Consider the following 19,936-nt stretch of genomic DNA (forward strand, 5'->3'; position numbering starts at 1 on the left):
AAAAATGTTACATTCGCTTGAAAAAGTGTGGGCAAACGCGAATAGCCCGATAACTCGATTGCGAGCCTCCGGGCTATTCGCCGCGCCGCGCCGAAGTTCACTTCGCGCTCAGAGCCTTCGCCCAATACAACAGCCGATCGGCCGTCCGGTCGAGCCCGCCCGGTTCGACCGGCGCTCTCACCAAGCGCAGCCCCCTGTCATCCGGCCCGTAACCCCGATTGGCATACATCCGCTGCGCCGGTACGTAACTCGCATCTAATCCGACGCCAAGACCGATCGGCGCATACCTGCGCGATGCGATCGCTTCCAGCTCGTCGAGCAGCCGGCCGCCGACTCCGCGGCGACGGAACTCCGGCAAGACGTTCAGATCGTTCACTTCCGCAATGCCCGCTTCCCGGAACAGCGCATAGCCGGACGCCTTCAACACATGTCCGCATCCGGCAATCGCACCGTCCGCTTCTGCCAACACGGTGATCCGCGTGCCGCCTCGATTGGCTTCGAAGCAATCGGCGTAATAGCCGATCGGCCGATCGAGGCCGCCTTTCGCGAACGCCTCCCGCCAGAGCGCCGTCTCCTGCAGCGTTTGCAGCGTATAGATTCTCAACGCCATCCGCAATTGCCCCCCTTACGTGAGTTCGTCCTCCCAGAGCATATGCGGCTGGCGCCGTCAGCTTGCCTGCCAAGCGGAGAATCGCACGCGCGCGTCGCGCGACAATCTCGTATGCGGCGCTTAGACGTGCGGCAAAGTCAGCTGCCAAGAGACCCCGAAACGGTCGACGAACCAGCCGAATTTCTTGCTGAAGCCGTAATCGCCAAGCGGCATCAAATCGTGACCGCCTTCCGACAAGCCGGCGTACAGCTTGTCCAGCTCCTCCTCCGTATCGCAGTCGACGAAGAGCGAGAAGGAGGGCGTAAACGTGAACTCATGCTTCATGCTGCTGTCGATGCACAAGATTTCCTGGCCTTTCAGCGAGAAGGATGCTTGCATGACGCTTCCCTCCGCGCCCGCTTCGTTCGGTCCGTACCGGACGATGCGCTTGATTTCGCTGCCTTCGACGAGCGAGACATAACAATTCATCGCTTCCTCCGCCTGGCCTTGAAACATCAGAAACGGCGTGACTTTGCTCAACCTGTTCCACTCCTTGTCCGTTGTCGGTCGGATCATGTCCTGCCAATAGATCCCGCCCATAGTATACCAGACTGAAAGAAGCTAGATAGGGACCAACCGACCGTCCTTCATATAGAGCACGCGATCGCAAAATGACAGGACGCGATCGTCATGCGTGACCATGACGGCGCTTTTGCGTTCCGCCTTCGTCCGCTCGGCGATCATCCCCACGACGTCTCTGCCGCGCGACGCATCTAGACTTGCCGTCGGCTCGTCCGCGAAGAGCACGGCCGGGTCGTTCATCCACGCCCGCGCGATCGCAACGCGCTGCCGTTCCCCGCCGGATAGCTTCGATGGATAGGCATTCGCTCTATGCGACAGCCCGAGCTGCTCCAACAGCGCCGACGCCCGGCGACGCGCCTGCCCCTTCTCCATACCTGCCAATTTGGCCACGAGCATCAGCTGCTCACGAACGTATAAGTAAGGAATTAAATTCGCGCTCTGAAAAACAAACCCGATCTTGTTCAGCCGCAGGTCGGCCAGTTCGAGCGGACTCTTCCCCGCGAACGATTCGCCGTCTATCAGCACCTCGCCGCCCGTCGGCGCGAGCAGCGCGCCCCCAATGGACAGGAACGTGCTCTTGCCCGAACCCGAAGGTCCCATGACGGCGACCAGCTCGCCCGCGCCAACCTCGAGCGATAGATCGTCCAACACCTGAAGGACCGTCCCGCCGTCCGCAAAGGAGTGCGTAACGCCTCTCATGGCAAATCCAGATCGCATGCTCATCCCGCAGCCCTCCCGATCGCGTCCAGCGCGTTCGTCCGCGCGACTTGCGCGACGGACAGCAGCGAGCCGGCCGCGGACATGCCAAGGAATAGCGCGCAGGTCAGCAGCAGCGTGTCCGTCTCCAGCCGGAACGGCAGGCTCGCGGGAAGCGCCGTTTGCGCCAACAGAATCAGCAAGCTGCTTGCCGCCAGGCTCCCGGTCGAGAGCAGCAGCACCTGGCCGATCACGCTGCCGGCGAGATAAGACGTGCGCGTCCCGATCGCTTTCAGAATGCCGAACTGGCCCGCCTTCTGCAGCGTGATGACATAGAAGAAGACCGCCAGCACGAAAGCCGAAATAACAAACAAGAAGACGATCATCATGAGCAGCGAGCCCTGCTCCTCCTTGTAGCCCGGAATCGCCGAGACCGCATCCGCCTTTGTAATGATCTCCGCCTCCGGCAGCGCCTCCCGAAGCGCCTCTAGCCGGTCGCCGCTCGCTTGGACCGCGATCGCGTTGTACGAGGCGTCCGCCGAAGGACCGGCCGCAAGCTCCGTTCGCGCCTGCATGGCCGACCAATCGTCCAGACTGATGAACACGGCCGGCGCGTGGCTGAACGATTCGTCGTCCACGAAGCCCGCGATCGTCAGCCGTATGCCGGTCGCGACGTCCACGATTACCCCGCCGACCTGCGCCCCTGACTCCGCCAACTTGCGGTCCGCTAGGATCGTCATGACCGCACCGCCTGTGATCGTGCGGCCTGCCGCCACGCTCGGCGACAGCCAGCCGTTCATATCGACGGCCAGCAGCGCCGCGTCGAGCTTTCCGGACGAGCCTTCAACCATGACCGCGGACATCCGCATCCCCAGCGGGGTCGCCTGCGCGTCGCCGACCGCCTCCCGCGCGGCCGCCAGCTCCTTGTTTCCGACCGCGGACCTCGCCAGCCGATGCTCCGATTGCTCCTGCAGGACGAAATGCGTGGCTGCCATATTTTGGATCGAAGCCGCGTTGTCATACGCCAGCCCGCGCGCCAGTCCTGTCACGAACAGCACCAGGAACGACACCAGCAGCATGATCAGGGCGATCAGCGCGTATCTCGCCTTCGCATGCCGAATTTCTCTTAACGCCAAAAACATGTTCGTCATCCCTCCTCGCTTGCTGTCCCTAGTGTAGGAAGCGAACATGAACGGCGTATGAATAACGCGTTACAATTCGACCGTGAACGTCGTCCCTTGTCCCGGGCTGCTCTCCGCCTCGATCGTCCCGCCGTGAAGCTGAACGATTCTTTGGGCGATCGACAATCCGAGTCCGACGCTGCCGGATTCGCGTTCCCGCGCGCGATCGGCCCGATAGAAGCGGTCGAACAAAAACGGCAGGTGCGCCGCGTCGATGCCGTCGCCCGTGTCGGAGACGCGCACGGCAACCCGGCCGCCCTCCCGCTCCGCGCGAACCTCGATCGAACGACCGGCCGGGATATGTCGGATCGCGTTGCCGATCAGATTCGTCCACACCTGCATCAACAGCACCTGGTCCCCTTCGATCTCGATGTCATCCGCCACGGCCAGCTTCAGCGCGAGTTCCTTCTCTTCCAGTTGCCACTCCAGCAGCTGCGCCGTCTGCCGGAGCTGCGCCCGCAGGTTGAATTTCTCGCGCCGCATCGCTTCCCCGCCCTGCTCTAAGGAAGCAAGCAGCAGCAGCTGCTTGCTCAGACGGGACAGCTGACGGCTCTCCCGGGCGATAATGTCGGCAAAGCGTTCCCGTTCGTCCGGCGGCAAATCCGGATGCGCCAGCTCCTGCGCGAACCCTTGAATCGAGGTCAGAGGCGATTGAATCTCATGCGAGACGTTCGCGACGAACTGCTGTCTCGCCTGATCCACCCGCTCGAGCTCCCGGCTCATCGTCATGAAATGCGCGGCCAGCCGCCCGATCTCGTCGCGCCGCTTCGTCGGCAGCTTCAATTGGTACTGGCCTTGCGCGATTCGTTTGGTCGCCTCGCTAAGACGGGTAATCGGCCCGACCAGATAACGGGTGCTCGCAAGTAAAATGAGGACGCTGAAGGCGACGGCGAGCAGGCCGATCATGGCAAAGAAACTGCGCAGCTCACCGAACTGCAGCAGTACGTCCGGGCGCACGAACAAGGCATGGCGAGACGTCCCCTTCGCAAGCGGAACGCCCACCGTATTGCTGGAAGCGTTATCAGAAAATCCCGAAACGAACGGCTGATTCGGGAATCGCGCGACGCCGTGATAGATTTCGCCCGCCAAGACGGCCTGCTTCGCTTCCGTCGTCAAATCGCGTTCCCGGAACGAGCTGCCGTAATAACGTTCACCCCCCTGCTCGTCCACTACCAAAATCTCATAGCCAAGGGAAGCCGCATTATGCAAGTAAGACTCCATCGTCTCCGGGCTGACCTCGATGAACGACGCCATCTGCTCGGCGATTCCGACCAGCTTACGGTCGTTATAAGGCTTCAGCTTCGCATGGTAATACATATTGGACACGAAGAAGCCTAGAAAACTGCTAACCAGGATGGTGGCCAAAGTAATAAGTAACACGCGGGCATATAGCGACCTCAACGGCTCTTCACCTCGGCCTTGTAGCCGATGCCCCGCACCGTCTGGATCGCGAATTCGTCCGCGTAGCCCGCGAAGCGCTGCCGCAGCCGCTTGATATGCACGTCGACGGTCCGCTCGTCTCCTTCGTAATCGGCGCCCCATATGAGGCGGATTAGCTCCTCCCGGGCGAACAGTCTCCCCGGGTATTGCGCCAGCTGCGCAAGCAGCTCGAATTCTTTCATCGGCAGCAGCAGCGTCTCGCCCGCTGCCGTCACTTCGTAATTCTGGCGATCGATAACGACTTGGCCGAGCTGGATCCGGTCGCTGGACGCGCGCGAATAACGCCTGAACAGCGCCTTTATGCGGAACAGCAGCTCCTCCGGTTCGAACGGCTTCGTCACGTAATCGTCCGTCCCGCGCAGGAATGCCTGCTCCTTGTCCGATAGCTGATCTTTGGCCGTCAGCATGATAATGGGCAGATCGTACAGCTCCCGAATGTGCTCGCACAGCGCAAGCCCGTCCATTCTCGGCATCATGACGTCGAGAACGGCCAGATCGAAACGCTGCTGCCGTAGCATCGACGCCGCTTCCTCCCCGTCTCGAGCCTCCGTCAACCGGTAGCCTTCGCGCGTCAGCACGCGGCGCAGCAAGGCGCGAACGTGCGCGTCGTCATCCGCGATCAATAGATGTTTCATCCGTTCCAACCCTCCCAAGGTTCGTGCTGTCAGGTTAAGAGTGCTCCGCCCTTTTGACCCGACGTTTTGTTGCTCCCTCCTCCCACCTCCTCCGCCGAGGAGGCTCCAGAGGACTTTGCCCTCTGGACTCCCTTTTCGTGCTGGCGCGCTTGTTCGTGGTCGGCGATTGGGCCTGAGGGGGGCACGCTTTTGTCCTGACGGACAAAGCTTCAGTTGTTCTAAGGCATTCTTAGACATAAGCGTGTTGAAACCTGTTAGCCACTGGCTACCGGTACTTCACCCTACGTTTTTCCTTAACCTGACAGCATTACTCCCAAGGTTCGTGCCCCGCACGTAACTCCGCCTTAGAATACCACAGCGAGGCCGCGGGATGCGAAGGCGGGGCGCCAACGCCAATAGCGCCGGAGGCGCGTCTTGTCGACGTCCACCGGCGCTATGCCGAACGTATGGATACTATTGCCGGTTAGGCCGATAAATCCGGCGTGCGCGGCATGACGGCCTGCTTCCGGTTGCCGAGCACGAACATCGCCGTGCCGATCGCGCCGCATGCCGCCGCCGAGAGAAGCAGCGCGCCCATCGGGACGTCCTGCAGCACCGTCGTGCTCAGCAGCGGGCCGATGGAACCACGGAAGCCGAAGAGCATGAGATGGACGCCGAAGACGGCGGCCTCGCGGCCAGGCGCGAGCCGGAAGATGAAGGACAGAATGCCGATGTCCCAGATCGCTTCGCCGACGCCTTGAATGCCGTTGCCGATAATGACGGCCGGGTAAGTGCCCCATAATCCATAGAGGGCGGGCACGACCGCATAAGCGCCGATCCCGCACATGAGCGTGTATTTGATGTCGAACCGGTCGATCATGTAACCCGCCACGAGGAACGTGACGAGCAAGCCGCAATAGTACGCCATTCGGGCGAACCCGATCTGCACGTTCGACAAGTCGAGCGCATCGACCTGAATAATCTGGTACAGGGGACTGGCCATCATATTGCCGAACCCCGCGAACGTCGTCGCCCCCAAGAAGACGGCCAGCTGCCGGTTGCCCTTCACGAGCGCCCATTGATCCCGCAGCGAAAATTTGCGAATATCCGCCTGCGGCTTCGGCTTCTGCTTCTGAATCTTCAATCCGCGGAACAGGATGATCGACGCCGTCCCGGCGATCGATGCCGCGATCAACGGACCCGACGGACCCGAAGCATCCGCCCAGCTGCCGACAACGTACGCGAGCGGAATCATGAATAGCCCCATGGCGACCCGCACGTAACCCATCAGCCGGCCGCGCACTTCGGCCGGGTACATGCGCGAGACTAGCGACGCATATGCCGGCGCTTGGATGCCCATCAGCAATTGAAAGGCGATCGCGACCGCCACGTAGACCGAAGGCGACGCGAACAACGCGGGGAAGAACAATAATAACCGTCCGATTATATTCGGGATGATGACGAAGGGCAGCGGCCGGTTGCGCTTCTCGATCCAGTTCGCCCAGAGCGGGGAGAAAATCAAGCCGACGGCCGGCGCGGCCGTCAAAATGCCGACCTGGGCGTGGCTGGCGCCCTGCTGGATGGCGAAGGCCACATAGAATTGGTTGAGCACGACGTTGAACAAGCTGAATAAGCAAGTCGCCCCCAGATCGATTTTGGCGTTCAGCCAAACGCGGGGGCTCATGGTCAAGCCGAGTTTGACGATCGGCGTTTTGGATTTCATAGGCGAGATGCACCACGATTCTTCGGGATTAAGCGCAAGCTGTCGATTTTGCCGCTATCGTTATCTTCACAGAAAGCCGCCGGGTCCGCAACCTTATATTTAGACAAGAATATATGAGAATTTGACCTTGCCGGCGCGCTTACCGATTGCCGTGCCTATGGTATAATGGGAACCATTCCCGCTTGCAAGGAGTCTTCTTTCATGATTCGTACGTTAGCCGTTACCAAGACGCTCGAAGTGCTGCGCGACCTCGCCTTGAGCGAGCTTGCGGACGACGCCATTCTTTGGTATTGGGTCGATTTCAGCGAACCGACCGAGCGGGAGGCGAAGCTGCTCGGCAGCCATTTTCGCTTCCATCCTCTGGCGATCGAAGACTGCATGCATTTGCTGCAGCGCCCGAAGATGGACCACTATGACGATGTCCATTTTCTCGTCATGCACGCGATCCAGCCCGAGACGCTGGCCGCTCACGAGGTGAACCTGTTTATCGGTCCCCGGTATATCGTCACGTTCCACCACCGTCCGCTTCGCGAGATCGACGAAGCATGGACGAAGATCGGCGGCCAGCAGAAGGGGAAGGATCGCGGCCATCTCTATGCCGCTTACGTGGTCATGGATAAACTGGTGGACGAATATTTCCCCGGCATGTATACGCTCGAGGACCAGCTGGTCGAGTTGGAATCGGCCAGCTCCCTCGGGAACGAGCAGTGGATGAACCAGGTGTTCGACATCCGCAACAAGCTGCTGAAATTAAGGCGGACGATTCTGCCGATGCGCGATCTGCTCTATCGGCTGCTCAATACCGAGCGGATCGACGAGCTGAAGGACCAGCTCGTTTATTTCAAAGATATCCACGATCATTTGCTCAAGCTCGCCGATATGCTGGATGCGAACCGGGAAATCACGGCCGATCTGCGCGACAGCTACATCTCGCTGAACGCCCACCGCATGAACGCGATCATGAAGACGCTGACCGTCATTACGACGATCTTCATGCCGCTGACGTTCATCGCCGGCCTGTACGGCATGAATTTCGTCCATATGCCGGAGCTTGAGTGGCGTTGGGGGTATGGCGCCGTGCTGATCGTCATGGCCGCTCTCGGCATCGGCATGTACGGCTGGTTCCGCAGGAAAGGCTGGTTCAGATAATACCGGCGTCAAAATAACGAAAGCGAGGACCTTATCCGTTCATGTGGCTTCTATTCTCCATACTAGCATCCATCAGCTTCGGTCTACGGGGCATTTTCTACCACTGGACGAGCCAGCAGCCTCTAAGCCGCAACGCGCTGCTCTCCGGGACGTTCTTCATGGGAGCCGTCATCAGCGGGGCATGCGCGCTTCTCCTCGGTCAATCATGGAACGCGAGCGCCTGGATCGGGGTGCAAATGGGACTCTTCTCCTTCGTGGCCAATGCCAGCATGTTCCAAGGCTTCAAAGTCGGCAAAGCTTCCGTCGTGGCGATCATTACCGCTCTCCCGGCCGTGCTCGTCGTCATCGGCGCGCTGGTCATCTGGGGCGAAACGCTCGATACGGCGCAGTCGGCTGCTTTTCTCGTCATTATCGCGGGCGTGCTGCTCGTCCGGTATTCCAACGATATTACGTTGGGCAATCTGCAAGGCGCGCAGTGGGGGCTGCTGGCGCTCGCGATGTTCGCGGCCAACGATCTTTCCGGCAAATGGTCTCAGCTCTTGGAGGCGCCGCTCTTCCCGACGCTCTTCCTGATGTTCTTTACGGGGACGTTTTGTTTCGGCGCCTGGCGATGGATCGAACGACGCCAAGCTCGCCTTCCCCGCAAGGAGGCCGCGGTCGCGGGTTATGGTGCCGGGAGCGATCGTCCCGCCTCCGATTCGCGCGGCGGAGAACGCTCAATCGGCGTCAATGGAACCGGCGCAGCCGTCAAGTCTTGGTCCGACCGCCGCGCCTTTCTGGTCGGGATGCTCATCGGCATTACGAACGCGGTCGGCATGGTGCTGATTTTAACCGCCTTCGATCTCGGGAAAGCCGGCCTTGTTTCCGCCGTTGTCGCGAGCAACGTCCTGTTCGTGCTCGCGTACACCCGATTCTACGTGCGCGAACGGTTCACGAGGCTCGAGACGGCCGGAGTGGTCACGACCTTCGGGGGCATCCTCATGCTCAAGCTGCTCGGCGGTTAGCCCTCCTCCGTTCGATGACTTCCCTCGCGCTCGGCGCCGGGAAGCGCAGCAAAGCCGCAGGCCCTTGAGGCATGCGGCTTTGTTCGTTTCTGAATGACGTTAAATTTTGCAGGCGGGATGGGCAATGCCGGATTTCTCGATTTGAATCGCGGTATGGTCGATCCGGAACTGCTTGGATATTCGGTTGATCGCCTGCTGCAGGACGCGCTGCTCGTCCGCGGCATCCAGCACGCGAAGATGGCAGCTGAGCGAATCCATGCCCGAGGTAATGGTCCAAATATGCAAATCGTGCACGTCTTGGACCCCTTCGATGGTCAGCAGCGCGCTCTTGACTTGCTCCGCGTCGACGGCCGGCGGCGTGCCTTCCATCAGAATATGGAGGGCCCACTTGATCACGCCCCAAGCGCTCTTGAGGATAAGAAGCGCGACGACGACGCTAATGATCGGGTCGGCGGCGTACCAGGAGTAGAAGTACATCAGCAAGCCGGCGACGATCGCGCCGACCGATCCGAGCGCATCGCCCAGTACGTGCAGGTACGCGCTGCGGACATTAATGTTGTCCTTCACGTCGCCCTTGCGCATCAGGAACCACGCGCTTACGAGATTCGCGAGCAGCCCGATCAAAGCGATCAGCATCATCGAGCCGCTCTGCACCTCCGGAGGCGAGAGGAAGCGGCCTGCCGCTTCCCAGATGATAATGCCGGCGATGAAGAACAGCGCCGCCCCGTTAAAGAGGGCCGCCAAAATCTCGAAGCGGTAGTAGCCGAACGAACGACGGGCCGTCGCGGGCCGCGCCGCCATCCATAATGCCGTGAGGCTGAGCAGCAAAGCCGCCGCATCGCTCAGCATGTGACCGGAATCGGACAACAGCGCGAGGCTGTTCGTCAGCAGCCCTCCCGCAAATTCAAGCAGCATGATCGCCGAAGTAATGCCGAACGCGATCGTAAGGCCAGCTTTATTATTGGGTCCGTGATGATGATGGCCCGGTCCATGATGGTGATCGTGACCATGATGACCGTGGCCGTGATGATGTCCGTGGTCGTGACCATCGTCATGGCTGTGGCCCTCGTCATGGCCATGACCTTCATTGCCGTGATCGTGGTCATGATCGTGTCCATGTCCGTCGCACGTATGGTCGTGCTTGTGCTCATGCGGAGCCTCTGTGCCGTTAGCCTCTTGCCCGCGCGCCTTATGATCGCTCGCGCCTCGATTCGTATGTTTCATGCAGCTACCTCCAACCGGATACCCCTTAGTTTTCCAAGTACCGCTCGTCATTATATATGAACAAATGCTCATATATAGTATAATGCAAAAATTCGCCAGCGTGCAAGACCGAATCGATATTCCGTTCCATTCTTGCTTAGGATACGAAAAAAGCCGCGAGTCCGCGGCTTTCGTTCAAATACAAATGGGCGGGATGCCTCAAAAGACTAAGGTAACCGTTTCGCCTCGGGCGCGCGGAAGCTGCTAGGGACGGTTTACTTTAAACCCCATGACCGTATCCTTCCGGAATGCCGCTTCTTCCCGAAGTTGGCTAATTCGCTCATCCTCGGGATAATGCCGCATCAAGTAGAACACGAACGCTTCCACGACGCCGATTTCCATATTCAATTGATTATATTCGCTCGGGTGCCGGTTGAGCAGCGACAGGCTGCTCTCCCATTCGGGCAAATCCGACGCTTCGCTCGTCCCCCGCCGCTCTTTGTCAACCAACATTCGCAGCCCTATTACCGCGCCCGAAATTCCGCTTCGCTTCCGATATGCGGCGCGCGCGAACCACACGGCCGCCACGAGCAGCAGCAGGATGATCCATAATCCGTTGTTCATAGGCTTCCTTCCTTCGCGTTTTATTTTCTTTTCGTACTAGCCCCTTGTTTCAGGCCTATCAGCAATGGGTATATACACTTCACAAACATAGCGCCAACCATGCAGCCCCGAATCCATAATGGACCGACAACCCGACGCCCGCCGCCGCCAAGATTCGTATTTTGGGAGGTTTAGAAGATGGCAGATCAACACGCTGTGCAGCTTGGACTTACGGAACGCGAACAAGTCAGTCCTTCGATCTTGAAGATCGCGGCGACGTCGCAAAAGGTGGACGAACTGCTTCAACGCAACCGGATCGCGATCGGCAAACATCACCACCAAATCAATCAGGCCAACGACCGAATCCGCAGCACGCAAGCTTTCCTCGAGGCGACTCGCAGCGCGCAGGCGAACGTTCAACGAATGCCCGAAGCGCCGCCGCTATCCGACCGACAAGCGCTCTAAATCCGTCTCCACCCGTCCGTATCGCTCCCGATTCTGCAAATATGGACATCTTAACATGTATTTCCCGTCCATTATAGTCCCGTTTACGGCGAACGCACCGGAGGTTTGGGATAGCAAGAACGACAACGCCCCTGTCATGGCCAAATTGGCCGCGACAGGGGCGTTGCCTCTATATCATGCGCTAGGCGGTTACACCATGATTTTGCAAATATCGTTCGTAAACTCGACCGGATCTTGAAGCGGAAGTCCTTCGATGAGCAGCGCTTGGTTATAGAGGAGCGCCGTATACAGGCTTAACTTCTCCTTGTCTTGCTCGAACGCGGACTTGAGCGACTGGAACACCTCGTGGTTCACGTTGATCTCCAGCACCTTCTCGGCCGAGACGCCGCCGCTGTTCGGCATGGCGCGCAGGATTTTCTCCATCTCGATCGATACTTCGCCCTGGGACGTCAGACAGACCGGATGACTGCGCAGCCGCTTGGATGCGCGCACGTTCGACACTTTGCCCGACAGTTGGGATTTCATGTAGTCGAACAGATCGGCGTTAGCCTTCGCCAGCTCTTCGTCCTCCTGCTTGTTCTCTTCCTCGATGCCGAGGTCGCCGCTCGAGACGCTGCGGAATTCCTTGTCTTTATATGCCATGAGCATCTTGATCGCGAATTCGTCGATATCGTCGGTGAAGTAGAGAATTTCATACCCTTTGTCCGCCACCAGCTCGGTCTGCGGCAGCTTCTCGATCCGCTCGTTCGTCTCGCCGGTCGCGTAGTAGATATACTTCTGCTCTTCCGGCATGCGGGAGACGTACTCGTCCAGCGTGACAAGTTTCTTCTCCTTGGAGGAGGTGAACAGGAGCAGATCTTGCAGCGCCTCCTTGTTGGCGCCGTAGTCGTTGTACACGCCGAATTTCAGCTGGCGGCCGAATGACTTGTAGAACTGCTCGTAGTTCTCGCGCTCGTCCTTGAGCAGGCTTTGGAGCGCGCTCTTGATTTTGCTCGCGATATTCTTGGCGATCAGCTTCAACTGGCGGTCATGCTGCAACATCTCGCGCGAGATGTTGAGCGACAGGCTCTCGGAGTCGACCATGCCTTTAACAAAGCTGAAATGGTCCGGGAGCAGGTCGCCGCATTTGTTCATGATCAGGACGCCGTTCGCGTATAGCTCCAGCCCCTTCTCGTATTCCTTCGTGTAGAAATCGAACGGCGTGTTCTCCGGAATATACAAAATCGCTTGATAGACGACCGCGCCGTCCACGTGCAGGTGAAGATGCTTGAGCGGCTTGTCGAAGCCGTAGCGCTTCTCGTTATAGAACGACTCGTAATCTTCGTTCGTCAGCTCGTTCTTGTTCTTGCGCCAGATCGGAACCATGCTGTTGACGCGCTGCTCTTCCGTGAAATCCTCGTATTCGTTCTCGCTGCCTTCCTTCGGACGGCGGCTCGTGACGTTCATCTTGATCGGGTAGCGGATGAAGTCGGAGTATTTCTTGATGATCGCCTTGAGTCGGTATTCCTCGAGGAATTCGTCGTAGCTCTCGTCTTCGGTGTTGGCTTTGATCTTAAGCGTAATCTCCGTGCCGACGGCGTCCTTCTCCCACGGCTCGATCGTGTAGCCGTCCGCGCCAGCGGACTCCCACTTGTACGCTTGTCCGCCGGTCAGCGACTTGCTGACGACGGTGACGACGTCCGCGACCATGAACGCCGAGTAGAAGCCGACGCCGAATTGGCCGATAATGTCGTGGCCGTCCTTCGATTCGTTCTCCTTCTTGAACGCAAGCGAGCCGCTCTTGGCGATGACGCCCAGATTGTTCTCCATCTCTTCCTGCGTCATGCCGATGCCCGTATCGCGGATCGTCAGCGTGCGGTTCTCTTTGTCCGCCGTAATTTGAATGTAATAGCTGTCCTTGTCGAACGTCAGGTTCGAATCGGTCAGCGCCAAATAGTAAATTTTGTCAATGGCATCGCTTGCGTTGGAAATCAGTTCGCGAAGGAAAATTTCCTTCTGCGTGTAGATGGAGTGAATCATCATGTCCAACAAACGTTTGGACTCGGCCTGAAACTGTTTTTTCTCCATACCTTGCTTCTCCTCCATGGTTCATCGTAATGGATCGTTCCACATTCGTTAGCACTCTAATGCGCCGAGTGCCAGTCCACTAATTTTATATCATTTCGCCTTCCCGCATGTCAATATTTCCAAGGCACATATTGGCCACGCCGTCTCTCATATTTGTCTACATAGCTAGCAGCAAAGGGTGCGCTTATGCGCGCAAATGGACAGGAGGTAAGAAGAATGCATCCATCGAATGAACCGAAAGGCAAAGACTGGCGCGTTCCGCAGCCGATTCGCCCGGACGGCGCCGGCGGGCCGGACAAAGGTCCGCGGGACATTATGCGCGATATCGAAAACCCCGATCTGCTCGTGCCGCCCGTCACCGACGCAGGGCTGTTGCCCAATTTGAGAATGTCGTTCTCCGACACGCACATGCAGCTCAATCATGGCGGCTGGTCCCGCGAAATTACCGTGCGCGAGCTGCCGGTCGCCAAGGAGATGGCCGGGGTTAACATGAGTCTGACGCCCGGCGGCGTCCGCGAGCTTCATTGGCACCAGCAGGCGGAATGGTCCTATATGATCTGGGGCTGCGCTCGCATAACCGCGATCGACCAGGACGGACGCAACTTCATCGCCGATGTCGGTCCCGGCGATCTGTGGTATTTCCCTCCGGGACTTCCCCACTCCATTCAGGCGCTGGAGGAAGGCTGCGAGTTTCTGCTCGTGTTCGACGACGGCGCCTTCTCGGATCTGAACACGCTCTCGATCTCGGACTGGTTCGCCCGCACGCCCAAAGACGTGCTAGCCGCCAATTTCGGCGTACCCGAGCGCGCGTTCGAATCTATACCCGACGATCAGGTGTACATCTTCCCGGCTCAGGTACCCGGCTCGATCGACAGCCAAGCCGTCTCCTCCCCATACGGCACCATTCCGCATTCGTTTAAGCATCGCCTACTCGCGCAGGAACCGCTCGTGACGCCGGGCGGCAGCGTCCGCATCGTCGATTCGTCCAACTTCCCCGCCTCGGTCGCGATCGCGGCGGCGCTCGTCGAAATCAAGCCCGGGGCGATGCGCGAGCTGCATTGGCATCCGAACAGCGACGAGTGGCAGTATTACTTGACCGGCAAAGGCCGGATGACCGTGTTCGCCGGCAATGGGACGGCGCGCACGTTCGACTACCGGGCGGGCGACGTCGGTTACGTGCCGCGCGCGCTGGGTCACTATATTCAGAACACGGGCAACGAAACGATCTGGTATTTGGAAATTTTCAAAGCCGCGCGCTTCTCGGACGTCTCGCTGAACCAATGGATGGCGCTGACCCCTAGCGCATTGGTCGCGGCGAATTTGAATGCGTCGCCCGAGCTGATGGCGTCGCTTCGCAAAGTCAAGTGGCCTGTCGTGAAATATCCGTCCGATGGCGCGGAAGCGGAGTAGCAACTGACTTGTCATAAGCCAAACAGCCTGGGCTTTAGCCGCGAACGCGGCCAAGCTCAGGCTGTTTTGGCTGTATATAGAACGCATGAGCATCGTAGATGAAGGAGATAACAAGCGTAACCACCGCAATCATCCGTCGGTTAACTTGAAAAGGAGTGACGTACTTATGATTCTTCGTATCGGCTTATGGGCGGTGTTCATACTGCCATTCCTCACCCTGCTGCTGCTTCGCCGCGATTTGATACGCCAATATTTGCCCGCCGCCATGTTCGTTACGATCGTCAACGTGATTCTGTACGAGGTCGCGTGGGAATACGGCTGGTGGCACTATAAGCAATCGCTGTTCGCGTGGGATACGATTACGCCGGCGCCGCTCATTTTCAGCGCTTATTGGGTCGTGACGATCTGGATTTTCGCGCTATCCTTCCGGCGGTTCTGGCTGTATCTGATGCTGAACTTGGCCGTGAACGGCTTGTTCGCCTTCGAGCTCGCGCCTTGGCTGTCCAGAGCGGGCATCACCGAAGGGACGCTGACCAGTACGACGATCCTGCTCATCTTGACCGGTCTGAGCACCGGCGTCTATCTGTTCCAGCTGTGGTTCGAGCGGGAAGAGCGGACGGAGATGACGTTCAACATGCCGCGCAGATCCCGCATTTGACGGTAATAAGTTTGGTTCGTCACGCGTTCGACGCCGATTCCGACGCCCATGCATCTGCAGCTGCCGCCAAATAGTAGGCCAGCCCCACCTGTTGGCTCTCGAGCATCTGCAGATGGAACGCGTCGGTTAAGAAAAATTTCGTCTGAGCCGCCAGCTCGGCCGCTCCCGTCGGATGCATGCGCGCCGTCAGGAACGCCGCGTGATCGACGAGCAGCTTGCGAACCCGCTCATCCTTGTGCATGATGCCGCCGCGCAGCGCTTCGGCCATCGCGCCCATGAATTGCGCCGCTTCCTCGGCCAACTCGTTCATGGCGGCTGGATTAATCGGTTGATCTTCGAGTAGATCGACGCCATAGGTTTCGTTCAGATGAACATGCTGTTCTCCCAACGCTTCTCGCCATGCTTCCTCGCTGTCGAGACCGAATCCGCGGAACATCTCTTCCTTTGCCATAGCTTCCCCTGCTTTCTCGTGATTTATTGTCGCCTGCAACGTCTTCATGACCTCATCAAGCCGCTCTCGCCGCGTTCTCAGCAATTGCTCTTGTTCGGTAAGCTGCGTTAATCTCTCCTGACCGCCATCCATTAGCGTCTTGATTTGCGCCAGCGGAAAGTCCAGTTCCTTATAGAACAATATGTGCTGCAACCGCTTCAGCTCTTCGTCGCCGTACAGACGATACCCCGCATCGCTGACCTCGGCCGGCACGAGCAGACCGAGCTTGTGATAGTGATGCAGCGTCTTCACGGTTACGCCGGACACCGCCGACACTTCCTTTACCGTATAGTTCATAGCGTCACGCTCCTTTCGAACTTTACTCTAAGGTCTCCTCTAAGAGGAGAGTCAAGCGGTTGGATCAAGGAATTTATGGCCACGGATGCAAGGTAAGGGAAAACAAAAGCACGCCTATCGCGGCGTGCTTGTCGGTGCTGCTAGATCCGGTTACGCGGGCGCTTCGCCCGAAGCCGGGAAGCCGGCGCCTTTCGCCTTGATCGGCAGACGCACCGTGAACGTTGCGCCTTCGCCCGGGCGGCTTCGCACGCCGATCGTCCCGCCGTGCAGCTCGACGATTTTGCTCGCGATCGATAAGCCCAGCCCGCTTCCGCCGGCCGTTCTCGTCCGCGACTTGTCCCCTTTGAAGAACCGCTCGAAGATGCGCTTCCGATCCTCTTCCGCGATGCCGCAACCGGTGTCCCTCACCTCGACGACGGCTTCGTCGCCGCTCTGCGCGAGGCGTACGGTAAGCTCCCCTCCGCGCTCCGAGAATTTCACGGCATTGACGATCAAATTGTTCCATACTTGGCTGAGCGTCTCTTCATCCGCTTCAATCGTGACGGGAGACAGCTCGAGCGCAAGCTCCAGCTCCTTCTCCAGCCACTGCGGCTCGCACGCCAGCACGACGTTGCGCAGCTGCGCGTCCAGCCGATAAACGCGCGGTTCGAAGGGCTGGTGCGCCGATTCGAGCGATGTCAGCTTGAGCAGATTGTCGCTTAACTTGGAGAGCCGCATACTCTCGGTCTCGATAATCGAGAGGTAATGCTTGCGCTCTTCGGGCGTGAGCGATTCGTTCTGAAGCGCATGGGCGAATCCGCGGATCGAGGTAAGCGGCGATCCGATCTCGTGCGAGACGTTGGAGATGAATTCCTGACGAAGCTGCTCCATCTGTTTCAACTCGGAGGCCATATGGTTGATCGTCTGCACGAAATCGCCCCACTGGCCGTCCATCCGCCGATCTTTGTCCAGCGTTACATTGAAATCCCCCTTGGCGATTCTTCGCAATGCGTCGATGATTTCGCCCCAGATTAGCCGCTGCTTCGGTCCGGTCACGAGCCCGATGACGATCGCCGACAGCATCATGATGAGCATGCCGATAAGCGCGGTGGCCAGCTGCGTCCAATACGGCGTCCACTGCCGATCGATCCGGTCCAACAGGCCGCCGGTTAACCAATACGCGATCGAGAACGCCACGCCCGCCGAGAGGAACAGCATGACGACGACGCCGACAATGCGGGCCGCGATGCGCGGGCGCGATCGGCGCTTCGCCAGAGCATCCCAGACCGATTCCTTGCCCAAGCGGCGTCTGCGGCGTTCGGTCCGCCCGGCCCTCATGTCGCATTCTCCATCCGGTAGCCGAGCCCGCGCACGGTGCGGATCGCAAGCGGCACGTCCCGCTGGGCAAGACGCTCCCGCAGCCGGTTGATGTGCACGTCGAGCGTCCGTTCGTTCCCGTCGAAATCGTAGCCCCAGATCGACTCGATAAGTTGATCCCGCGTCAAGGTCCGGCCTTGGTTGCCGAGCAGCATGAACAGCAGCTCGAATTCCTTCGGCGGGAGCGCGAGCTCTTCGCCGTGCGCCTGGGCCCGGTTCGCCGCTCGGTCAAGCGTCAGTCCGGCGGCGGACACTTGCTGAGAGCTGTTAATCCGGTACCGCTTCAGCAGCGCCTTGACCCGAACGGCAAGCTCGGGCGGATCGAACGGCTTCACCAGATAATCGTCCGTCCCCAGCTCGAAGCCGCGCACTTTATCGCCCGTCTCGCCTTTGGCCGTCAGCATGAGCAGCGGGACTTCATACAGCCGCTGAAGCTCCTTGCACAGCGCCCAGCCGTCCATGCGAGGCATCATAATATCCAGAATAACCAAGTCCGCCGCGGACGCTTTCATCCGCTCCAGCGCCTCCATCCCGTCGGCCGCTTCGGCAACGGCATATCCTTCCCGCTGCATAATAACGCGCACCAGCTCGCGAATATGAGGGTCGTCGTCCACTACGAGTATTTGCGCCATGATTGCTCTCCTCTCGTCGGGCTTGTTAGGCCATCATATGCATGCGAAGTTGGCCGTCCGCGAAGCTGCGGTACAGTTCGTGTCCGTCGTACAACTGCTCATGCGTCCCCTGTCCGGTGATGCGTCCCTTCTCGATGAAAATAATCGAATCGGCATCGACGACCGTCGACAGACGGTGCGCGATGACGACCGTCGTTCGCCCTTGCATCAAATTCGCAAGCGCAAGCTGAACCGCCTCTTCCGATTGGCTGTCGAGATTCGACGTCGCTTCGTCGAGCATGAGAATGTGCGGGTCGCGCAGCAGCGCCCGGGCAATCGCGATCCGCTGGCGCTGGCCGCCGGACAGCTTCACGCCGCGCTCGCCGACCGCCGTCTCGTAGCCGTCCGGCAAATCCCGGATGAAACCGTCCGCGTAAGCCATTCGTGCCGCCTGCTCGATTTCCTCCGGCGTCGCCACGCGATCCAACCCATAGGTTAAATTGTCCTGGATCGTTCCCGCGATAACCGGACTGTCCTGCGAGACGTAGCCGATCTGACTCCGCCACGATTGCAGCGAATAGTCCGCGATGTCCCGCTCCCCGTGGCGAATGGCCCCTGCCGAAGGCAGGTAGAATCGCTCCAGCAGCGAGAACAGCGTTGTTTTGCCTCCGCCGCTCGGCCCGACGATCGCCGTGACTTTGCCGCCTTCGATCGTGAAGTTCAACCTGTCGAGAATCGGCTCTTCGGCATTGTAGGCGAACGAGACGTCGCGCACGTGAATCGGCTCGGTACGGCGCGGAACCGTAAGTCCGGCTTCCAACGCTTCCTCGTCCGCTTCCAGAATGCCGATAATGCTCTCGGTCGCGCCCATGGTCTTCTGGAATTGCGTGAAGAACTGGGTAATCTGCGTGATCGGCATGATGATTTGGAACAGGTACATTATAAAGGCAACCAATTCGCCGGCGGTCATCGCGCCGGACGACACCTGCACGCCCCCGAAGCCGATCAGCGCCACGAGGATGACGAGCATGAGGAACGACACGGTCGGGCTGATCAACGCCTGCATCTTCGCTTCCTTCAGTCCGAGTCCGAACAGCTTGCGGATGCCGTTGCTCCCTTGCTCGAACTCGGCCGCTTCCGAGCCCGATGCCTTGACGAGGCGAATTTCCGATACGGCGCGCGTGGCGACCGACGCGAAGCGCGCGTTCTCTTCCTGCGCGGCTTTGGCGATCTTGTACATGCGCTGGCCGATCGGCATCATGATGAGCGCGGCGAGCGGGAATACCGTGAAGATGACGAGCGTCATTTTCCAGTTCATGTACAACATGACCGAGAGCGAACCGATGATGGAGAGTACGCCGGAGAAGAAGCCCGTAATATGCTCGGTAATGAGTCCTTTCATCACCGCGGTATCATTGGTCAGCCGGCTGACCGTCTCCCCGGTCTCCTTGCTGTCGTAATAAGGCACCGGCAGCCGAAGCAGCTTGCGCCACAGCCGCTCGCGAATGGCGGATACGATCTTGTTGCCGCCGTAATGCAGCATGTAGACCGCCGCGCCGCCGGCGATGACCTGCGCGATGAACGCGCCGGCCAGGCCGATGATCTGTCCCGCGCCGAGCGAATCGAGCGAGAAGCCGTTCACTAAATTCTTCGTAAACAACGGGATCGTCAGGCCGACGAGCGTATTGACGACGCTCAGCGCCACGGCGATCGCCAGCAGCGCCTTCGGCGGGTTCGTCTCCAGCACGAGCCGCCAGAACCTTCTTATATTTTGCTTCATGTTATCCGCTCCTTTATT

General features: G+C 59.2%; 19 protein-coding genes. 5 read left to right on the forward strand and 14 right to left on the reverse strand.

Features of this window, described 5'->3' with window-relative positions; translation table 11 throughout:
• Positions 1–97: 97 nt before the first annotated feature.
• The 7 genes from BCM02_RS17575 to BCM02_RS17605 all read right to left on the reverse strand — a co-directional run bounded on the left by BCM02_RS17575 (position 98) and on the right by BCM02_RS17605 (position 6,825).
• The gene (locus tag BCM02_RS17575) at positions 98–610 is read right to left on the reverse strand and encodes a GNAT family N-acetyltransferase (RefSeq protein ID WP_148930418.1); all 513 of its coding nucleotides are present in this window, start codon (positions 608–610) and stop codon (positions 98–100) included.
• 120 nt (positions 611–730) lie between these two features.
• On the reverse strand, positions 731–1,129 hold the full coding sequence (locus tag BCM02_RS17580; protein WP_148930419.1) for a VOC family protein: 399 nt from the start codon (positions 1,127–1,129) through the stop codon (positions 731–733).
• A gap of 81 nt (positions 1,130–1,210) precedes the next feature.
• Positions 1,211–1,888, reverse strand: a complete 678-nt coding sequence (locus BCM02_RS17585) for an ABC transporter ATP-binding protein (protein WP_148930582.1) — start codon at positions 1,886–1,888, stop codon at positions 1,211–1,213.
• 2 nt (positions 1,889–1,890) lie between these two features.
• A complete protein-coding gene (locus BCM02_RS17590; protein ID WP_148930420.1) occupies positions 1,891–3,009 on the reverse strand; it encodes an FtsX-like permease family protein in 1,119 nt (372 codons plus the stop codon).
• Between the two features lie 69 nt (positions 3,010–3,078).
• On the reverse strand, positions 3,079–4,428 hold the full coding sequence (locus BCM02_RS17595; RefSeq protein ID WP_246183427.1) for a sensor histidine kinase: 1,350 nt from the start codon (positions 4,426–4,428) through the stop codon (positions 3,079–3,081).
• A gap of 17 nt (positions 4,429–4,445) precedes the next feature.
• On the reverse strand, positions 4,446–5,123 hold the full coding sequence (locus tag BCM02_RS17600; RefSeq protein WP_148930422.1) for a response regulator transcription factor: 678 nt from the start codon (positions 5,121–5,123) through the stop codon (positions 4,446–4,448).
• 463 nt (positions 5,124–5,586) lie between these two features.
• Positions 5,587–6,825: an MFS transporter gene (locus BCM02_RS17605; protein WP_148930423.1), complete on the reverse strand. Its 1,239-nt coding sequence runs from the start codon at positions 6,823–6,825 to the stop codon at positions 5,587–5,589.
• 201 nt (positions 6,826–7,026) lie between these two features.
• Between BCM02_RS17605 and corA the strand changes: the two genes are divergently transcribed.
• Together corA and BCM02_RS17615 are read left to right on the forward strand one after the other, a co-directional pair.
• Positions 7,027–7,974 (forward strand): magnesium/cobalt transporter CorA, encoded by a 948-nt coding sequence (gene corA / locus BCM02_RS17610; RefSeq protein WP_148930424.1) that lies wholly within the window; start codon positions 7,027–7,029, stop codon positions 7,972–7,974.
• Between the two features lie 41 nt (positions 7,975–8,015).
• A complete protein-coding gene (locus BCM02_RS17615; RefSeq protein WP_148930425.1) occupies positions 8,016–8,978 on the forward strand; it encodes a DMT family transporter in 963 nt (320 codons plus the stop codon).
• Between the two features lie 99 nt (positions 8,979–9,077).
• On the opposite strand, the gene BCM02_RS17620 is transcribed toward BCM02_RS17615, so the two are convergent.
• Together BCM02_RS17620 and BCM02_RS17625 are read right to left on the reverse strand one after the other, a co-directional pair.
• Complete coding sequence (locus tag BCM02_RS17620) at positions 9,078–10,202, reverse strand: cation diffusion facilitator family transporter (protein ID WP_148930426.1); 1,125 nt, start codon at positions 10,200–10,202, stop codon at positions 9,078–9,080.
• Positions 10,203–10,445: 243 nt separating this feature from the next.
• The gene (locus BCM02_RS17625; RefSeq protein ID WP_148930427.1) at positions 10,446–10,805 is read right to left on the reverse strand and encodes a hypothetical protein; all 360 of its coding nucleotides are present in this window, start codon (positions 10,803–10,805) and stop codon (positions 10,446–10,448) included.
• 177 nt (positions 10,806–10,982) lie between these two features.
• Here BCM02_RS17625 and BCM02_RS17630 point away from each other — a divergent pair, with 177 nt between their 5' ends.
• On the forward strand, positions 10,983–11,249 hold the full coding sequence (locus BCM02_RS17630) for a hypothetical protein (protein WP_148930428.1): 267 nt from the start codon (positions 10,983–10,985) through the stop codon (positions 11,247–11,249).
• A 189-nt stretch (positions 11,250–11,438) separates the two neighbouring features.
• Here the strand turns inward: BCM02_RS17630 and htpG are convergent, their stop codons facing one another.
• Entirely contained in the window at positions 11,439–13,316 is a 1,878-nt protein-coding gene (gene htpG, locus BCM02_RS17635; protein WP_148930429.1) for a molecular chaperone HtpG, read from the reverse strand.
• Positions 13,317–13,532: 216 nt separating this feature from the next.
• Between htpG and BCM02_RS17640 the strand changes: the two genes are divergently transcribed.
• Positions 13,533–14,726 carry an oxalate decarboxylase family bicupin gene (locus BCM02_RS17640; RefSeq protein WP_148930430.1) on the forward strand — a complete coding sequence of 398 codons (1,194 nt, stop codon included), beginning with the start codon at positions 13,533–13,535 and terminating at the stop codon, positions 14,724–14,726.
• A 166-nt stretch (positions 14,727–14,892) separates the two neighbouring features.
• The gene (locus BCM02_RS17645) at positions 14,893–15,384 is read left to right on the forward strand and encodes a hypothetical protein (protein ID WP_148930431.1); all 492 of its coding nucleotides are present in this window, start codon (positions 14,893–14,895) and stop codon (positions 15,382–15,384) included.
• A 19-nt stretch (positions 15,385–15,403) separates the two neighbouring features.
• Here BCM02_RS17645 and BCM02_RS17650 read toward each other — a convergent pair whose 3' ends face one another.
• The 4 genes from BCM02_RS17650 to BCM02_RS17665 form a co-directional block, all read right to left on the reverse strand.
• Positions 15,404–16,171: a MerR family transcriptional regulator gene (locus tag BCM02_RS17650; protein ID WP_148930432.1), complete on the reverse strand. Its 768-nt coding sequence runs from the start codon at positions 16,169–16,171 to the stop codon at positions 15,404–15,406.
• A gap of 150 nt (positions 16,172–16,321) precedes the next feature.
• On the reverse strand, positions 16,322–17,488 hold the full coding sequence (locus tag BCM02_RS17655; protein ID WP_246183428.1) for a sensor histidine kinase: 1,167 nt from the start codon (positions 17,486–17,488) through the stop codon (positions 16,322–16,324).
• Positions 17,485–18,159, reverse strand: a complete 675-nt coding sequence (locus BCM02_RS17660; RefSeq protein WP_148930433.1) for a response regulator transcription factor — start codon at positions 18,157–18,159, stop codon at positions 17,485–17,487. The genes BCM02_RS17655 and BCM02_RS17660 overlap by 4 nt, the downstream gene beginning before the upstream one ends.
• Positions 18,160–18,184: 25 nt before the next feature.
• On the reverse strand, positions 18,185–19,918 hold the full coding sequence (locus tag BCM02_RS17665; protein ID WP_148930434.1) for an ABC transporter ATP-binding protein: 1,734 nt from the start codon (positions 19,916–19,918) through the stop codon (positions 18,185–18,187).
• Between the last annotated feature and the right edge of the window lie 18 nt (positions 19,919–19,936).

The sequence above is a fragment of the Paenibacillus methanolicus genome, assembly GCF_008124765.1.
In the GTDB taxonomy this organism is placed as follows: Bacteria; Bacillota; Bacilli; order Paenibacillales; family Paenibacillaceae; genus Paenibacillus_Z; species Paenibacillus_Z methanolicus.

Excerpts from the sequence above, each read along its gene's own strand:
- BCM02_RS17575 (WP_148930418.1), bottom strand. The coding sequence starts at position 610 with ATGGCGTTGAGAATCTATACGCTGCAAACGCTGCAGGAGACGGCGCTC.
- BCM02_RS17585 (WP_148930582.1), bottom strand. The coding sequence starts at position 1,888 with ATGCGATCTGGATTTGCCATGAGAGGCGTTACGCACTCCTTTGCGGAC.
- BCM02_RS17590 (WP_148930420.1), bottom strand. The coding sequence starts at position 3,009 with ATGTTTTTGGCGTTAAGAGAAATTCGGCATGCGAAGGCGAGATACGCG.
- BCM02_RS17600 (WP_148930422.1), bottom strand. The coding sequence starts at position 5,123 with ATGAAACATCTATTGATCGCGGATGACGACGCGCACGTTCGCGCCTTG.
- BCM02_RS17605 (WP_148930423.1), bottom strand. The coding sequence starts at position 6,825 with ATGAAATCCAAAACGCCGATCGTCAAACTCGGCTTGACCATGAGCCCC.
- corA (WP_148930424.1), top strand. The coding sequence starts at position 7,027 with ATGATTCGTACGTTAGCCGTTACCAAGACGCTCGAAGTGCTGCGCGAC.
- BCM02_RS17615 (WP_148930425.1), top strand. The coding sequence starts at position 8,016 with ATGTGGCTTCTATTCTCCATACTAGCATCCATCAGCTTCGGTCTACGG.
- BCM02_RS17620 (WP_148930426.1), bottom strand. The coding sequence starts at position 10,202 with ATGAAACATACGAATCGAGGCGCGAGCGATCATAAGGCGCGCGGGCAA.
- BCM02_RS17625 (WP_148930427.1), bottom strand. The coding sequence starts at position 10,805 with ATGAACAACGGATTATGGATCATCCTGCTGCTGCTCGTGGCGGCCGTG.
- BCM02_RS17630 (WP_148930428.1), top strand. The coding sequence starts at position 10,983 with ATGGCAGATCAACACGCTGTGCAGCTTGGACTTACGGAACGCGAACAA.
- htpG (WP_148930429.1), bottom strand. The coding sequence starts at position 13,316 with ATGGAGAAAAAACAGTTTCAGGCCGAGTCCAAACGTTTGTTGGACATG.
- BCM02_RS17640 (WP_148930430.1), top strand. The coding sequence starts at position 13,533 with ATGCATCCATCGAATGAACCGAAAGGCAAAGACTGGCGCGTTCCGCAG.
- BCM02_RS17645 (WP_148930431.1), top strand. The coding sequence starts at position 14,893 with ATGATTCTTCGTATCGGCTTATGGGCGGTGTTCATACTGCCATTCCTC.
- BCM02_RS17650 (WP_148930432.1), bottom strand. The coding sequence starts at position 16,171 with ATGAACTATACGGTAAAGGAAGTGTCGGCGGTGTCCGGCGTAACCGTG.
- BCM02_RS17655 (WP_246183428.1), bottom strand. The coding sequence starts at position 17,488 with ATGAGGGCCGGGCGGACCGAACGCCGCAGACGCCGCTTGGGCAAGGAA.
- BCM02_RS17660 (WP_148930433.1), bottom strand. The coding sequence starts at position 18,159 with ATGGCGCAAATACTCGTAGTGGACGACGACCCTCATATTCGCGAGCTG.
- BCM02_RS17665 (WP_148930434.1), bottom strand. The coding sequence starts at position 19,918 with ATGAAGCAAAATATAAGAAGGTTCTGGCGGCTCGTGCTGGAGACGAAC.